The organism is Pseudomonas shirazensis, from assembly GCF_050496565.1.
GTDB classification, from domain to species: Bacteria; Pseudomonadota; Gammaproteobacteria; order Pseudomonadales; family Pseudomonadaceae; genus Aquipseudomonas; species Aquipseudomonas shirazensis_A.
Genome location: NZ_JBNWAE010000007.1, coordinates 290,021 through 305,891 on the forward strand (window position 1 = coordinate 290,021; position 15,871 = coordinate 305,891).

Here is a 15,871-nt window from a genome sequence, read left to right on the forward strand (position 1 = left end):
TGCCCGGATCGGTTCACCAGCGCATCTTCACACCCAGGCTGCCAATCAGCCCATTCAGGTCATTGTCGTCGACGTCGCTGCTGTAGTCGGCGCTGACGAACAGCGCCACATCCGGCGTCATCCTCGCTACCAGCCCCAGGCCAAGTTCGACCGTGGTCGACTTGCGCGAGCTGGAAATCTTGTCGACCTGATCCAGGTGTACGCCGTCGGCGTTGCTGAAGTCGTACCAGACGTTGGTCCGCAGGTAGGGTTCTACCGGCGTCCCGCGCACATCATAGCGGGCCGACAGTTTGGCCCCGACGCGGCCGCTCCAGTTCGGTTGGCTGTCGAACGCCTGCAATGTCGCCCCCTGCGCCTGGCTCCCGGGGAAGAACTGCTGATTGATCAACTGCGCCTGCGGCTCGATCACCCAGCTACCGCCCAGACCAATAGGCAAACCGCCCTCTATCGAGAAGGTCATGGCGCGGCCGCTGTCGTCCAGGCGCTGGCCGCTTTCGCTGCGGCCGCTGACGTCGATGCGCGTGCCCATGGCCACGGCATCCAGGTGCCAACCCTTGTCATTGCTCATGCTCCAGTACACGCCCTGGCTTTCGCCGCTGAGGCTGACTGCATTGCGCTGCTTGTCGCCAAGCAGTGGGCGTATACCGTTGAACGCGCTCAGCAGCGTGTTTTGCTCGACAATGATGCCGCTTCTTTGCAGCTTGCCGGCTGCGGATTCGCGCACCAGTAGGTCAGGACCGACAATCAGTTGCTGGTTGGGTGCGTCGTGCTGATCGAAAGCAAAGGTTTCCACCGGGGTTGCCAGAAGCAGCGACGTGGAAACCGCGTAGAAAACATGCTCCATCGGCGATGGATGCGCTGTCTTGTTCATGGCGGTTCTCCTCTGTGTCATTGATACAGCCAAGGGACCTGGCCTGTTGTCACGGGCTGTACGGCACACATCAGAGGGCGACCCAAACCAGCACGCAGGGCGTCTTCAGCGCGCACGAAGGTGCGCGCCAGAGCGCTCGGCGCGAAATATTTACTTCAGTTGGTTAGTTCAGCTAAGGAGACCGCAGCGCTTGCGTCAAGAATCTGTGAAGAGCCTGTCGATGAACTGTGAATGGAGGTAAAGGATTGGAATCGTTGAACAATTCAAGGCGCATAGCGAGGATCGCTATTTGCCCTGAATTGGCTATGCCGAAACATTGCTAGCGGCGTGTGACTTTTCGGTGTGTGACCTGCACCGCTGCAGCGATACAGCGCTGCAGAGGTGCATCAGCCGTCAACCCGCACTCAGTCGTCGTCACGCTCCAACACCATCAGCAGGAACGAACGGCCAGTCACCTCGAAGGTGGTGTCGAACTCCAGCCGCTCAGCCTTGCGCAGCTCAGGTCGGTCGGTGTCGATCAGGCAATTCCAGTGCTCGCCCTGCGGCACCGAAGGCAGCAGGAACGGCACTGTGTCGTGGTGCGAGTTGACGATCAGCAGCACAGTGGCTTCCGAACCTGGGCGGGCGATACCGCTGACCTGCGCACGGCCATCGATGAGCATGCCCAGGCAACGCCCATGCGGATCTTCCCATTGCTCGACGCTCATCTCGTTGCCATCCGGCGCCAACCAGGTGACGTCCTTGACGCCGATCGCCTCGTTGTAATCACCGACCAAAAAGCGCGAGCGACGCAGCACCGGGTACTTCAAGCGCAGGCGGGTGAGGCGTTTGACGAAGGCCAGCAGTTCGCTGCCTTCCTCGTCCAGGTCCCAATTAATCCAGCCGATTTCGCTGTCCTGGCAATAGGCGTTGTTGTTGCCGTGCTGGGTGCGGCTGAACTCGTCACCGGCAACGATCATCGGCGTGCCCTGGGCAAGCAGCAGGGTAGAGAAGAAATTGCGCATCTGGCGCATGCGCAGGGCAGCGATCTCGGGATCTTCGGTCGGGCCTTCGACGCCGCAGTTCCACGACATGTTGTTGCTGGTGCCGTCCTGGTTGTTCTCGTCGTTGTCTTCGTTGTGCTTGTCGTTGTACGAGACCAGGTCGCGCAGGGTGAAGCCGTCATGGGCGGTGATGAAGTTGACCGACGAATACGGGCGCCGACCGCGGTTGTTGAACATGTCGCCGGAGGCAGTCATGCGCGCGGCAAAGTCGGCCAGCTGGCCTTCGTCGCCTTTCCAGAAGCTGCGTACGGTGTCGCGGAAGCGGTCGTTCCACTCGGCCCAGCCCGGTGCGAAATTGCCGACCTGATAACCACCTGGGCCGCAGTCCCATGGTTCGGCGATCAGCTTGACCTGGCTCAGCAGCGGATCCTGGCGGCAGGCGACGAGGAAGCTGTGACGCTCGTTGTAGCCATCGTGATACCGGCCGAGGATGGTCGCCAGGTCGAAGCGGAAACCGTCCACGCGCATCTCGCCGGCCCAGTAGCGCAGCGAGTCGGTGACCAGTTGCAGCACGCACGGGTGGCTCAGGTCGAGGGTGTTGCCGGTGCCGGAATCGTTGATGTAGTAGCGCTTGTCATCCGGCATCAGGCGGTAGTACGAGGCGTTGTCGATACCGCGCATTGAAAGCGTCGGGCCTTGCTCGTTGCCTTCGGCGGTGTGGTTGTAGACCACGTCGAGGATCACTTCGAGGTCGGCATTGTGCAGGTGCGCGACCATCTCCTTGAACTCGGCGATCTTGCCGCTGGCCAGGTAAGCCGGGTGCGGTGCGAAGAAGGCGATGCTGTTGTAGCCCCAGTAGTTGCTCAGGTCTTTTTCCAGCAGGTGCTGGTCGTTGACGAAGGCGTGGATTGGCAGCAGCTCGATCGACGAAACGCCCAGATCCTTGATGTGCTTGAGCAGATCATCGTTGGCAAGGCCGGCGAAGGTGCCGCGCAGCTCTTCCGGCACCGAAGGGTGGCGCATGCTGATGCCACGGGTGTGGGCTTCGTAGATGATGGTCTGGTCCCACGGCACCTGCACGCGGTGGTCGCGGCCCCAGGTGAAGGCCGGGTCGATGACCTTGCACTTGGGCACGAACGGGGCGCTGTCGCGCTCGTCGAACGACAGGTCGCCATCGGGATGGCCGATGGTGTAGCCGAACAGTGCCTCGGACCACTTCAGGGTGCCGACCAGCTGTTTGGCGTAGGGGTCGATCAAGAGCTTGTTGGGGTTGAAACGATGACCGTTCTGCGGCTCGTACGGGCCGTACACACGGTAGCCGTACACCAGCCCCGGGTGGGCGTCTGGCAAGTAACCGTGATAGATCTCATCGGTGTACTCAGGCAGCTCGATACGCTCGAGTTCCTGCTCACCGGTGGAATCGAAGATGCACAGTTCGACCTTGGTGGCGTTGGCCGAGAACAAGGCGAAGTTGACGCCCAGGCCGTCCCAGGTAGCACCGAGGGGGAAGGGCATGCCCTCGCGAATGCGCGAGGGAGCAACGGAGCGGGTTTTCTTTTGGGCACGGGGGCTCATGGCAGACCTCGATGGCAAGGGGAATGGGTGGGCAAAGGTGTTCGTACGGCGGGTAGCTCAAGCCAGCCCCGGCGCCGCTGCAAACTTGCTTTGCAATACGGCGCCAGAGTTGTGAAGGCGTTGAGCTCAACCGCTACAGAATTGTTGCGCTTCAGCTGCCAGCGGGTTTCTTCGCAGTACGAGGTTTCTTCGCGGCAGCTGGCTTTTCTGCTGCACTGGCAGCAGGTTTGGCCTGTGCTGCCTTGCTCTGGGCGGCGCTGGGCTTTGGCTGCGCGGCAGCTTTAGGCTCGGCAGCGGCCTTGGGCTTGGCTGCAGCTTTTTTACGGGGTTCGGCCTGGGGCGAGCTGGCTTCGGCTTCGGCGAGCTTGCGGGCCATTTCCCAATGGCGTTCCTCGTGACCCTCTGGCTTGCCTTCGGACTCCCAGATTTCGTAGGCAAACTGGCGAATACGCTTTTCGTTGGCACTCATCATGACGCTCCTGATACTCAAGATTGTTGTATCAACAGATTGACCGGGCATTCCGCCAATACGTCGCGCAAATTCAGCGCTCTAGTAGGGCTGACCGCGCGGCTGGCAAAAAGTCCAGTCCAATGTGCAGTGGACTCGGCAAACGGCAGAATCAGCTGTGTGTTGCCCCAGTTCTGCGCTGGGATCAACGGTGTGTTGGCAGTGCCCAGCAAGCTGCTGGCCAGGCGCGGCACCACCACGATGGCGCGCTCGCCCTCGGCAACACGGGCAAACGCGAGGACCTTGTCGGCGTGCTCGCCCTGCACCTGCAGCGGCAGGTAGTCACCACGGCGGAACAGCTGCGGGTGCGCCCTGCGCAGGTCCAGCACCCCGGCGATCAGCGCTTGCTTGATGCGCCCATCACGCCATTGCCCAAGCAGCTCGGCCAGCGGTGTGCTGGCATCCAGCGTGGCCCGTCTCAGAGCGTAGTCGACTGGGCGCCGGTTGTCCGGGTCGACCAGGCTGAAGTCCCAGTACTCGTTGCCTTGGTACAGGTCTGGCACGCCCGGAGAGGTCATCCGCAGCAGGGTCTGGACCAGGCCGTTGAGTGCACCTGGGCAGGCCAACGCCTGTGCAGCTTCGGCCAGCGAATGGCGCAGCTGCTGGTGATCACGCTGCAGCAACACGCCATCGACAAACGCCGCCGAGGCGGCCTCGTAGGCCTCGTTCGGTGCACTCCAGGCGCTGCGCAGTTTGGCTTCGCGCAGGGCTTTTTGCTGCCACTGGCGGATGCGCTCGGCGTATTGCTCCAACGCGCTTTGATCGTTCAGATCAAGGTGCAGCGGCCAGCTGCCGAGCAGGGTCTGATACAGCATCAGCTCGTCGCCCGGACTTGGCGCCGGTCCATCATTGAGCGCCTCGCGCAGCGGCTCGGCCAGTTCGCGCCAATGCTGGACACGGCCTGCCAACCACGGCCCACGTTCGCTGAGCACGGCAAGGCGGGCGCGGCAGTCTTCACCGCGTTTGTGGTCGTGGGTGGCGGTGGCCAGCAGGTTGTCGGGGAACTCACGCAGGCGCCGCTGCGCTTCGTCATGGAACGCCTCGGGCGGGGCGCTGAAGCGCTCGGCTTCAAAGCCAACGTCGTTGCGCGACAACAACCGAGCCGAACGATAGAAGGCGGTGTCTTCAACCGCTTTGGCGGCGCTGGGTGCGGTCAGCTGCTGGAAACGCACACAGGCATGGCGCAATTGCTTGCGCGCGCGGCCCGGGGGCAGGCTGCGCCAGCGCTGGCCACCCAGCCACTGCTCAAGCTGGGCCAGCAGCGGCCAGTCGGCTTCACTCAGGCTGTCTCGTGCAGCAAGCAGGGCTTGCTGGAAGAACGCTTCGTCCTCGGCAGGGCGACCCAGGGCGTTGATGTAGGTGCGGTACACCGAGTAATGCTCGACCAGCGCCTGCAAGGCGCGGCGAATGCCGCCCAGGGTCAGATCGCGGGTCATCAGATTGTCGCGGGCCACTTGCAGTAAGGCCTGCGCCACCGATTCGCAGTCGCCGGCCAGGCTCGCGTTGAGCACCAGCCGCCGCGCCTGGCGGACTTCTTCTTCGAACTCGGGGCGTTCGCTGACTTCACGCCAAAGCTCGGTCAGCGGCGCTTCACCGGCTGGGTCGTGTTGCACCAGCGACACTTGATTCATGAACTCGTAGCCGGTGGTGCCGTCGGTCATCCAGTCCTGATGCAGGTGCTCGTCGACGCCGAGGATTTTCTCGACGTAGATCGGGAAGTGCTCCACGGCGGCTTCCACAGGCCGAGCGGCGAGCAGGCTGTCGACCCGGCGGCGCAGTTTGCGGCAGTAACCGCGAGGGTCGGCCAGGCCGTCGATGTGGTCGATGCGCAGGCCATCGACCAGGCCGCGTTCGATCAGCTCGAACAGTTTGGCGTGAGTCGCCTCGAACACCACGGCACGTTCGACGCGCAGGCCGCCCAGCTCGTTGATGTCGAAGAAGCGCCGCCAGTTGATGTCGTCGGCAGCGGTGCGCCAGCTGGCCAGGCGGTAGCTCTGCCGTTCGAGCAGCTCGTGCAGGCGCTGCAAGCCTTGCTCGCTGCTGCTGTCGAAGGCGGCCAGGGCTTGCTCCAGCGAGGTGCCGGCGTTGACCCGGCGGGCCAGCTCGGCATGCAGCGCCTGGGCGTCGATCAGAGGCTGCGCCGAACCGCGCAGTGCGGTGAAGTGCTGGGCCAGGTCTTGCAGTTGCGGGGCGTGGCTGAGGATCTGGCCATAGTCGGCCGGGCAGATCGGGAAGCGGTGATCGTAATGGGCGACTTCGAGCACGCCGGTCGCGGCATCGAAGGTAAGCGGCAGTTCACCGTTCTGCAGGGCCTGGCCATAATCGCTGCCGAGAAACGGCAGCAGCAGTTGACCGGCCAGCAGCGGGTCGGCGGAGTGCCACTGGATATCGAAGAATTCGGCGTAGGGGCTGCGTCGACCCCAGGCCAGCAGGCTCTGCCACCAGGGGTTGTCGGCGCCGCCGACTGCCATGTGGTTGGACACGGTGTCGAGAATCAAGCCCATGCCGTGCTGGCGCAGGGCGGCGACCAGGCGCAGCAACGCCGCCTCGCCACCCAGCTCCGGGTTGATCTGGGTAGGGTCGACCACGTCATAACCATGACGAGACCCGGCGCGGGCCTTGAGGATCGGCGAGGCGTACACATGGCTGATGCCCAGGCGGGCAAAATACGGTATCAGCGGCACTGCATCGTCAAGGGTGAAGTCGCTGTGCAATTGCAGGCGCACAGTGGCGGTCAAGGCTTTCATCGGTCACGCTCCCAAGCTTGCTCGCGGGCTTGCGCCAGCAGTTCCAAACGCCGTGCAGCGTCTTCGTCATCCAGTAATTCAGTCACAGGCTTGGCAAAACGCCGCCGCCAGTTGGGGTGGCCTTCAGTAGTGCCGGGCAGATTGGGCTGCTCATCGCTGCCAAGCAGGTCTTCCAGCGGGATCAGTACCAGCGGCGCGCGGGTATGGCCGACAAAGCGGATAGCCGCGTCAATCAACTCATCATCACTGTGCAGCGGGCCATAGTTGCTTCCAAGCAGGCGGCGCAGGCCGTCGCACTCTTTTTGCCGGTCGTGACGCCAGTGCAATTCGGCAGCGGCATCGAGCAGTTGCAGGCGATGGCTCCAGTCGATATCACGGCTTTGCAGCCAGCCGGCCAGGGGCGCCAGGTCATGGGTGCCGGTGGTGGCCATGGCGTCGTCCGGCCAGTCCAGTACCGCCTTGAAGTGGCCGGTGGAGTGCTGCTCGAAAGGCAGTACGCGCATGCCCAGCAGGGCCTTGCTCGCCAGGGTTTCGCGCAGGCCGTCGGGCACGGTGCCAAGGTCTTCACCAAGGATCACCGCCTCATGCTTGACCGACTCCAACGCCAGCAGGCGCAGCAGGTCGTCGAGCGGGAAGTTGAGGTAGGCGCCCTCGCTGGGTTTGGCGCCTTTGGGAATCAGCCACAGCCGGCGCAGGCCCATGACGTGATCGATGCGCAGGCCGCCGGCATGCGCCAGGTTGGCCCGCAGCATCTCGATGAAGGCGCGGTAGCCGTTGCGCTTGAGGCCCTCTGGGGAGAACGCACTGATGCCCCAGTCTTGCCCGGAACGATTGAGGATATCCGGTGGCGCGCCGACGGTCAGGCTGGCCAGCAGTTCATCCTGCCGGCTCCAGGCCTGGCTGCCGGCACCGTCGGCACCGACGGCGAGGTCGGCGATCAGGCCGATGGCCATGCCGCCGGCGACTGCCGCTTGTTGTGCGCGTTGCAGGCTGCGCTCGGTCAGCCACTGGCAGAAGGCATGAAACTCGACCCGCGATGGATGCGCAGCGGCCAGCGCTTCGACCTCAGGGTGGTGCGGGTCTTGCCAGGCCGGCGGCCAGTTGCGCCAGTCGCTGCTCAGGCCCTGAGCGACGGCTTCGGCCTGCAGTAGCTCAAAGCGGCAGTGCAGCGTCAGCGGCTCGCCTCCCGCTGCGCAGAAGCTGTCGAAGTCCTCGCGTAGCGGATGATTGCCTTGGTTGAAATCCTTGTATAGCGCCTCCAGCACGCGCTGTTGCGCTTCGGCGGCGACGGGCCAGTTGACCAGCGGCTCCTGCTCCAGTGCATCGAGGGTAGGCTGCAACAGGCAGGCTTCCACAGCGAGACGCACCGCGCGCTCACCGAGCACGGTGGCGGGGCTGGCGTAGAGGCTGTTGAGCTGTAAACGGCTGGAAGGCGAGTACGGGCTGAAGTGCTGCTGATCGGCCAGGCTCAGGGCATGAATGGGGCTGATCGCGATGGCGTCGGCACCGCGCTCGGCAGCGCTGCGGGCGAGTTGCTCCAAGGCCATGCAATCGCCGTAACCGCCGCCACCCTCCCGGCGCAGGCTGTACAACTGAGCAGCCAGGCCCCACAGCCGCGCAGGCGGTTCCTCAACCGCTTGTTCAAGGCTGTAACAGCGCGGCGGGCAGACCGCCACGGTGAACTCGCGCTGATCGATCAGCAGTTGATGGTAACCAAGCGGCAGGGTGCCCGGCAGGCGCGCCTGCTCGTCCAGTTGCAGTTCGAGTGGGTCGCCGTTTTCCAGCACGCACTGCACAGCGCTGCCCGCCGGGAAGTAACGCACCAGCGATAGGGCCTGGTCGACCTCGCAGGTCAACAGGGGTGGCAAATGCTCGCCATCCTCGGCCTGTTCCAGGTCACGCAGGCTGGCAGTGATTGCGGCGTCATTGTCAGCAGGGTGGCCGAGGCCGGCCAGGACCTGGCGCAGGACCTCGTCACTGACCTGTTGCGGGCGGTTGTTGGCGTCTATCCAGTCTCGGGCCAGTCCGGCCCGAGCGGCCAATTGGTGCAGGGGCGAGTCGCTCATGAAGGTTCCAGGCCAGAAGGGATGAGGCTGACCACGCAGCTGTGCGCGGTCAGGGCAGTGTCAGGGTGGGCATCGGCGCCGGTATCGAACAGGCGCCAGCGGGCGGCGGGCAGGTTGGCGTTGACGGCAGTGCCGCCCAGGTTCAGGTCAATGCGCAGCTCGCTGCCGTTACCCAACTGCCAGCGTGCGCTGACGGCCTTGTCGCCAAGCACTTCGCAGCCCAGCGCGCGGGTGCCGGGCAAGTGCGGGACGATATGCCGTGCGCGCAGTTGCAGCAGTTGCTGGTACAAGCCGTGCCAGCCGGCGAGTACTTGCTGGCCATCGAGCCGTGAGGCATTGAAGGTCGCGGCAGCGTTGGGGTCGGGGATCTTGGCGCGGGTATCGGGGTTGGCAAATGCGGCGAAGTGGGCAAACTCGCCGCGGCGCCCCTCACGCACTGCATCGGCCAGTTCGTCATGGAAGTCGGTGAAGAACACGAATGGCTGACAGCTGCCTTCTTCATCACCCATGAACAGCAACGGGATCATCGGCGACAGCAGCAACAGCCCGGTTGCGGCCCGCAGCGCCTGCGGCGGACAGAGGCGGGTCAGGCGCTCGCCCATAGCGCGGTTGCCGATCTGGTCGTGGTTCTGCAAAAACAGCACGAACGAGGTCGGCGGCAGATGCCCGCTGGGCTCACCACGCGGTGTGCCGTGGCGAGTGTTCTGCCCCTGGAACACGAAACCCTCACTCAGGCAGCGAGCGAGCTTTTCAACTGGACGGTCCTTGTAGTCTTCGTAATACCCTTCCACTTCGTCGGTCAGCAGCACGTGCAAGGCGTTGTGGCCGTCGTCGTTCCACTGCGCGTCGAAGCCCTGCTCGAGCAGGTCGGCCTGATTGTGCTCGTTTTCCAGCACCAGCCAGACCTTTCGGCCCGGTTCTACGGCAGCCCGCACCCGGGCGGCCAGTTCGACCAGGAAATCCGGTTGGTCGATAGCATGCACCGCATCCAGCCGCAGGCCGTCAACGCGGTAGTCACACAGCCACATCAGAGCATTCTGGATAAAGTACTCGCGCACCTCGGGCTTGCGAAAATCAATCGCCGCGCCCCATGGCGTCTGCCGGTCTTCGCGGAAGAACGGGTCAGCGTAGGCGTGCAGGTAATTGCCGTCCGGGCCGAAGTGGTTGTAGACCACATCGACCATCACCATCAAACCGTGGCCATGTGCCTGATCAACCAGTGCACACAACTGCTGCGGGCTGCCGTACGTGTGCTGGGGCGCGAATGGCAGCACGCCGTCGTAGCCCCAGTTACGCTCGCCTGGGAATTGCCCCAAGGGCATCAATTCGATGGCAGTTACGCCCAGCTCGGCCAGCCGCGGCAGTTGCCCGGCGACGCCGGCATAGCCATCCAGCAGGCCGACGTGCACCTCCTGAATCACCGCTTCATGCCAGGGCCGGCCTTGCCACGGGTGTAGCCAGGGGTAGGCAGCAAGATCGACCAGTTGGCTTGGGCCATGGACGCCCTCGGGCTGATAGCGCGAGGCCGGGTCGGCCACTTCCAGATCAGCGTTGACCCGATAGCGATAACGGCTGCCGGGCGGGCAGGCGACATCGATGCTGAACCAGCCCTCGCTGTCACGCTGCATTTCGACTTCAGGTTGGTCTTGCAGTTGCAGTCTCACGCCACGCGCATCTGGCGCCCAGAGGGCGAAGCGCGCGGACGTGGCGTCCAACATGTGTGCGCCATGTCTGTGCATCTTCGACACTCCGATCAGTAATTGCTCAGTTGTACCTGTTTGACCAGATCTTCATAGAGGTGTGCATAGGGTTCGACTGCTTGGCACCAGTTGAACGGTTGGGTCATCGACAGGCAGCGCATGGCATGCAGCAGGTCTTTCTTGCCATAGATATAGAAGGCGCGGCTCAGCGCCTCGCGGTAGCTGTCGACGGTGGATTCGTTGAACAGGAAGCCGGTGACGCCATTTTCGATGGTGTCAGCCAGGCCGCCGGTATTGCGCGCGACCGGCAGCGAACCGAAGCGCTGGGCATACATCTGGCTCAGGCCGCATGGCTCGTACCGCGATGGCATCAGCAGGAAGTCACTGCCGGCGAACATGCGCCGGGCGTCGGTTTCGTTGAAGCCAATGCGCACGCCGATCCGGCCCGGATGACGCAGCGCCAGCTCGCGCATGGCCTGTTCTTCTTCAGGCTCGCCGCGGCCAATGATTGCGATCTGGCCGCCTTGCTCGACGATGAAGTCGGCAACGGCCAAGGTCAGGTCGAGACCTTTCTGGAACACCAGGCGCGAGACCACCGCGAACAGCGGGCCCTCGGATGGCTCCAGCTCAAACAGCTCACGGACCTGCGCGGCGTTGCGCGCCTTGCCGTCCCAGTCGTTGATGCTGAAGTTGTGCACCAAGTGCTTGTCGGTCGCCGAGTCCCAGCTTTCGTCGATGCCATTGGGAATGCCACCCAGCAAGCCTTGCTGCGCTTTGCTGGCGAGGAAGCCATCCAGACCACAGCCGAACTCGGGGGTGGTGATTTCCTTGGCGTAGGTGGCGCTGACCGTGGTGATGTGACTGGAGTAGGCCAAGCCGGCTTTGAGGAACGACAGCTTGCCGTAGAACTCCATACCTTCCTGCTGCATGGCGTGATCAGGGATCGCCAGCTCCGGGCTGCAGCCGCGGTTGTACACGCCCTGATAGGCCAGGTTATGGATGGTGAACAGAGTCGGTGTCTTCAGGCCGCGCCAGTGCATGTAGGCTGGTGCCAGGCCGGCAGGCCAGTCGTGAGCGTGGACCAGTTCCGGGGTCCAGTGCGCCAAGCCCTCGCCGGCCGCGATTTCTGCTGCAGCCAGGCCCAGGCGGGCGAAACGAATATGGTTGTCCGGCCAGTCGCGCCCATTATTGGCGCCGTAGGGCGAGCCTTCACGCTCGTACAGCTCCGGGCAGATCAGCACATAGATGACCAGGCCATCGGGCAGGTCCATACGGCCGATCTTGCACGGCGGCAGAGCAGCGTGGCCGCCGAGTTCGCCAACGATATGGATCGGGTAGTCGCTGTCGACCACCTGCGGGTAGCCCGGGATCAGCACCCGGACATCGTGCAGGTGCGCCATGGCGCGCGGCAGTGCGGCCGAAACGTCGCCCAGGCCGCCGGTCTTGACCAGGTCGGCAAACTCGGAGGTAACAAAGAGAACCTTGCGCTTGTTCGGGTTGTTCTGGCGCTCGGCGCCAGGTGCCTTGCCTGCCGTCCCGCGCTCCATCTGCAGCGATTCGCGGTTGTTGGGGTTGAAACTACTTGCGTGTGGCTCGACAGCGGCACTGATCATTCTTCTCTCCGTCCCTAATCTGGTCGGGTGGCTGGCACCCGTCGCATTGCTTCGTGTTGGGTTCTCTCTTGTCTAAACGGTGTAGTGCTATCCATGCTCCTGAACGTGCGCGCGGGCACTGCGCAATCGGCATACTTGCCAAAGGCGGTCGATCGGTCTGGGATGGCTTGGCCAGGGCTGGGTTTTTACCTTCGCCTGGCCTACTTACTTGCTGACCCACCGCCGTTTTGAAAAGTTCGACTTATTTGCGTCACTTCAAGACAGAGCAAATGGCGGGCCGGAATTTGAGTGTAGGAGAGTAGGTGATAAAAAGGTGACCCGCCGGTCACTTTCGTTATGAGGCGGGCCAGACGCAAACGTTGGCGTCTGTAACAGGGTGTAAAGTGCGACGATGTCGACCATTTGCGACAATTTTATGTCATGGATGCAATGCGCCAGCGGGGTGCGCCTTGGATCTGGCGCACCGTGTTGGTGCGCCACTTTGGGGTGGTGTCGGCCGGTTAGTAGCGACGTGTGCTCATCAGTTCGTCGAGTACGCGTGGGGCGACACGAAAGGGCGCCGACATATGGTCTTCGCCTGGCTCGATCTGGTAATCACTGCGCAGGCCATACTGCGACAGCTGCTCCAGACGCAACTGCAGCGAACGGGCATCCTGGATCTCCTGGGGCATCTCGCGATCACCAATCAGCAGGCTCAGGCTGCTGTGGGTGAGGTCGATCTGCCCGGCATGGGCACGCTGGGTGAACGTGCGCTCGTGCTCCAGCAGGTAGCGGTCTCGCCACCAGAGGCTGGGGCTGATCGCCACGGCATGCTGGAACAACGCCGGGCGGGTGAACAGGGTATACACCGCGAACATGCCACCGAACGAGTGCCCGACCAGGCTGCGCTGGTCCTGATCGACCTTGAAGCGGCTGTTGACCTCTGGCATCAGGCGTTTTTCGATGAAATCCAGAAACAGGTCCTGGCCGCCCTGGGGCGGCACATTGCGTTCGGCCGGTTGCGGCGGAGACAGGTCGAAGGCGCGGCGCTCAAAGTCCAGCGGGGTGTCACTGGGGTAACCGATCGCCACCAGAATCGAGCCGCGCAAACGTTCCTGAGCGCGCTTGGCGGCATGGAAGGCCGGGAAGTAGGCGTTGCCGTCGAGCAGGTAGATCACCGGGTAGCCGCCGGTCCACGGCACATCGCCTTCCGGCAGGCTGACCATGATCCGGTATTCGCGGCCTTCGGCGCTTTTCATCGTCCATTGTTCGGTGCCGTCGAGTGTCACCGGCGCGGCTTGTGTCAGGCCTGCGAACAACAGGGTGCTCAGGTAGATGCAGAGTCTGCGCATCATGAGTTTCTCTCCTTACCAGCGATAGCTGAGGCTGGTGACCAGGCTGCGCGCCTCGCCGCGATAGCAGTAACCCTGCTGGCAATTGATGTAGCGCTTGTCGAGCAGGTTGCGTGCGTTGAAGCCCAGGCGCACGCCGTCCAGATCGCCGGCAAAGTCGTAGTGCACGCCAGCGTCGACCAGGGTGTAGCCCTCGTTCTTCTGGGTGTTGGCGGCGTCGCCGAAGTTGCTCCCGGTGTAGCGCGCACCCGCGCCCAGGCCGAGGCCGAACGGCAAGCGGTAGTCGAGCCACATCGAGGCCAGATGGCGCGGCACGTTGAGCGGTTGCTTGCCCTGGTTGCCGTCGTTGCTCTTGGTTACCTCGGCATCGTTATAGCTGTAGCTGGCGGTCAGCTTGAGGCGCTCGCTCAGGTCGGATACCGCTTCCAGCTCCAGCCCCTTGGAGGTCTGCTCACCGGTGGCGATGCTGCGGGTCGGGTCGGCCAGGTCGCGGGTCAGCACGTTTTGCTGGGTCAGGTGGTACAGCGAGGCGGTGAGCAGGGTCGAGCTGCCCGGCGGTTGGTACTTCACGCCCAGCTCATATTGCTCACCCTCGGTGGCCTTGTAGGGGCTGCCATCGGGCTGGCTGCTGCTCTGTGGCAAAAACGAGGTGGCGTAGCTGACGTAGGGCGCGACACCGTTGTCGAACAGGTACAAGGCACCGATCGAACCGGTGGTGGCCGCGTCGTCGTCCTTGCGCTTGCTGCCGGCGAGGTGATTGCTGCGGCGTACATCTACGGTGTCCCGGCGCAGCCCGGCCGACAGGCGCCAGCGATCGATCTCGATCTGGTCTTGCAGGTACAGGCCGCTGCGGTGCTCCAGGCCGTCCTCGTCGGCCCAGGCGGTGTTCGGGCGCGCAACCGGCTGATGGTAGTCCGGTGCGTAGCGATCGATCGAGGGCCCTGGGCCCATGGCGTACAGCAGGTCGGTTTCAAGCAACGCATAGTCCCAGCCGCTGACCAAAGTGTGACGCAGGTTGCCGGTGTCGAAGCGGCTGACCAGGCGGGTGTCGGTGGACAGCGAGGTCATGTTTTCGTACACGCCGACGGCGGAGCGGTCGAGCACCGAGCCACGCTCCTGGAAGGGTTGCATGTATTGGTTGGTGGTGTCGACCTGGCCGTAGCGCAGGTTCTGCTGGAAGGTGAAGGTGTCGTTGAGGATATGCTCGAACTCGTAGCCCAGTGTCCACTGGCGCTGTTCGAGTTTGTCGAAGTATTCATCGCCCTGCCAGAAGTTGCTCAGGTGTTCGCCTTGCTGGTAGAGCATGGGTGAGCCGGCGGTTTCACGCTCCTGGTATTGGGCAAGCAGGGTGAGGCGGGTGTCGGGGTCGATCTGCCAGCTCAGCGATGGCGCGATCAGGCGCACGTCGTTGTTCAGCTGTTCGATGTAGTTTTCTGCATCGCGATAGACGCCGACCACGCGAAACAGCACATCGCCTTGCTCGTCCAGGCGCCCGCCGAGGTCGAACTGGCCTTGTTGGTGGTTGTAGTTGCCGGACTGGATCTGCACTTCGTTGCGTGCGTCCAGGCTCGGGCGTTTGCTGACCCGGTTGACCATGCCGCCGGGGCTTATCTGGCCGTAGAGCACCGAGGCAGGGCCTTTGACCACTTCGATGCGCTCGAGGTTGTAGGCTTCGGTCTGGTACAGCGACAGCCAGCCGCTGCCGGGTTGGCGCAGGCCGTCGAGAAAGTCAGCGGCGATGGTGGTTTCGAAACCGCGCACGCTGATCATGTCAAAGCGCGGGTCCAGGCCTGAGCTGCCCACGCGCACGCCGGCAGTGTAGGCGACGGCGTCCTCGACGCGGTCGACCTTGCGGTCGGCGATTTGCGCGGCGGTGACGACACTGACGCTTTGCGCGGTTTCGAGGATCGGGCGGTCGGTCTTGGTGGCGCTGCTGGCGTTGCTGGCGTAGTAGCCGCTGACCGGGGCGAAGGCGCTTTGGCTGGCGTTGGCGTCGATGTTGGTGGGGTCGAGTTGCAGGCTGGTGTCGCTTGCGGTGGGCAGGATGACGTAGCCGGACTGGGTTTTGTGCGGGCTCAGGTTGGTGCCCTGGAGCAGGCGGGCCAGGGCTGCGTCGAGCGTGCCGCCGGGCTGGGTGCCTTGGGTGGTGAGGTTTTGAACGGTTTGTGGGGAGAAGGAGAGGGTGATGCCCGAGCGTTCGGCGAAGGTGCTCAGGGCTTGGGCCAGCGGGCCTGGGGGGATGGCTGGCGCGGTTTTTTCGGCGGCGCTGGCGCTGCTGGCGAGGAGGGTCAGGGCCAGGGCTATGGCGGTGGGGAGGTTGCTGCTGTGGGGTGGCATTGGGGCGGGTCCGTTCAAGGGGATATCATTGCTAACCGGATGAGGTGGGGAAGTCCGACAGGTTTTTTCTGGTGGTTTCGGATATTTGTGGTTTGTCTTCTGTTTCTGTGGGCTTATCCGTTTTCTGTGGTGGCTGTTCT

The 15,871-nt window shown here is 63.6% G+C and carries 9 protein-coding genes; all 9 read right to left on the minus strand.

What is annotated here, in order from left to right; genetic code table 11:
* Positions 1 to 13: 13 nt before the first annotated feature.
* The 9 genes from ACQZ2L_RS13075 to ACQZ2L_RS13115 all read right to left on the minus strand — a co-directional run bounded on the left by ACQZ2L_RS13075 (position 14) and on the right by ACQZ2L_RS13115 (position 15,731).
* Complete coding sequence (locus ACQZ2L_RS13075) at positions 14 to 871, minus strand: autotransporter domain-containing protein (RefSeq protein ID WP_430326429.1); 858 nt, start codon at positions 869 to 871, stop codon at positions 14 to 16.
* 404 nt (positions 872 to 1,275) lie between these two features.
* Complete coding sequence (glgX, locus tag ACQZ2L_RS13080; protein ID WP_430326431.1) at positions 1,276 to 3,429, minus strand: glycogen debranching protein GlgX; 2,154 nt, start codon at positions 3,427 to 3,429, stop codon at positions 1,276 to 1,278.
* A 151-nt stretch (positions 3,430 to 3,580) separates the two neighbouring features.
* Positions 3,581 to 3,901, minus strand: a complete 321-nt coding sequence (locus ACQZ2L_RS13085) for a DUF2934 domain-containing protein (protein ID WP_430326433.1) — start codon at positions 3,899 to 3,901, stop codon at positions 3,581 to 3,583.
* 14 nt (positions 3,902 to 3,915) lie between these two features.
* Positions 3,916 to 6,684 carry a malto-oligosyltrehalose synthase gene (locus tag ACQZ2L_RS13090; protein WP_430326435.1) on the minus strand — a complete coding sequence of 923 codons (2,769 nt, stop codon included), beginning with the start codon at positions 6,682 to 6,684 and terminating at the stop codon, positions 3,916 to 3,918.
* Positions 6,681 to 8,750, minus strand: a complete 2,070-nt coding sequence (malQ, locus tag ACQZ2L_RS13095) for a 4-alpha-glucanotransferase (RefSeq protein ID WP_430326437.1) — start codon at positions 8,748 to 8,750, stop codon at positions 6,681 to 6,683. The genes ACQZ2L_RS13090 and malQ overlap by 4 nt, the downstream gene beginning before the upstream one ends.
* Positions 8,747 to 10,489: a malto-oligosyltrehalose trehalohydrolase gene (gene treZ, locus ACQZ2L_RS13100; protein ID WP_430326439.1), complete on the minus strand. Its 1,743-nt coding sequence runs from the start codon at positions 10,487 to 10,489 to the stop codon at positions 8,747 to 8,749. Before treZ ends, malQ begins: the two co-directional genes overlap by 4 nt.
* Before the next feature lie 14 nt (positions 10,490 to 10,503).
* Positions 10,504 to 12,063: a glycogen synthase GlgA gene (gene glgA / locus ACQZ2L_RS13105; protein ID WP_430326441.1), complete on the minus strand. Its 1,560-nt coding sequence runs from the start codon at positions 12,061 to 12,063 to the stop codon at positions 10,504 to 10,506.
* Positions 12,064 to 12,563: 500 nt separating this feature from the next.
* Positions 12,564 to 13,397, minus strand: a complete 834-nt coding sequence (locus tag ACQZ2L_RS13110) for an alpha/beta hydrolase (protein ID WP_430326443.1) — start codon at positions 13,395 to 13,397, stop codon at positions 12,564 to 12,566.
* Positions 13,398 to 13,409: 12 nt separating this feature from the next.
* Positions 13,410 to 15,731: a TonB-dependent siderophore receptor gene (locus tag ACQZ2L_RS13115; RefSeq protein WP_430326445.1), complete on the minus strand. Its 2,322-nt coding sequence runs from the start codon at positions 15,729 to 15,731 to the stop codon at positions 13,410 to 13,412.
* Positions 15,732 to 15,871 lie beyond the last annotated feature (140 nt).

What these genes read in the sequence shown, in the direction of transcription:
- ACQZ2L_RS13115 (WP_430326445.1), bottom strand. Translation starts at nt 15,731, where the DNA reads ATGCCACCCCACAGCAGCAACCTCCCCACCGCCATAGCCCTGGCCCTG.
- ACQZ2L_RS13090 (WP_430326435.1), bottom strand. Translation starts at nt 6,684, where the DNA reads ATGAAAGCCTTGACCGCCACTGTGCGCCTGCAATTGCACAGCGACTTC.
- malQ (WP_430326437.1), bottom strand. Translation starts at nt 8,750, where the DNA reads ATGAGCGACTCGCCCCTGCACCAATTGGCCGCTCGGGCCGGACTGGCC.
- glgX (WP_430326431.1), bottom strand. Translation starts at nt 3,429, where the DNA reads ATGAGCCCCCGTGCCCAAAAGAAAACCCGCTCCGTTGCTCCCTCGCGC.
- ACQZ2L_RS13085 (WP_430326433.1), bottom strand. Translation starts at nt 3,901, where the DNA reads ATGATGAGTGCCAACGAAAAGCGTATTCGCCAGTTTGCCTACGAAATC.
- treZ (WP_430326439.1), bottom strand. Translation starts at nt 10,489, where the DNA reads ATGCACAGACATGGCGCACACATGTTGGACGCCACGTCCGCGCGCTTC.
- ACQZ2L_RS13110 (WP_430326443.1), bottom strand. Translation starts at nt 13,397, where the DNA reads ATGATGCGCAGACTCTGCATCTACCTGAGCACCCTGTTGTTCGCAGGC.
- ACQZ2L_RS13075 (WP_430326429.1), bottom strand. Translation starts at nt 871, where the DNA reads ATGAACAAGACAGCGCATCCATCGCCGATGGAGCATGTTTTCTACGCG.
- glgA (WP_430326441.1), bottom strand. Translation starts at nt 12,063, where the DNA reads ATGATCAGTGCCGCTGTCGAGCCACACGCAAGTAGTTTCAACCCCAAC.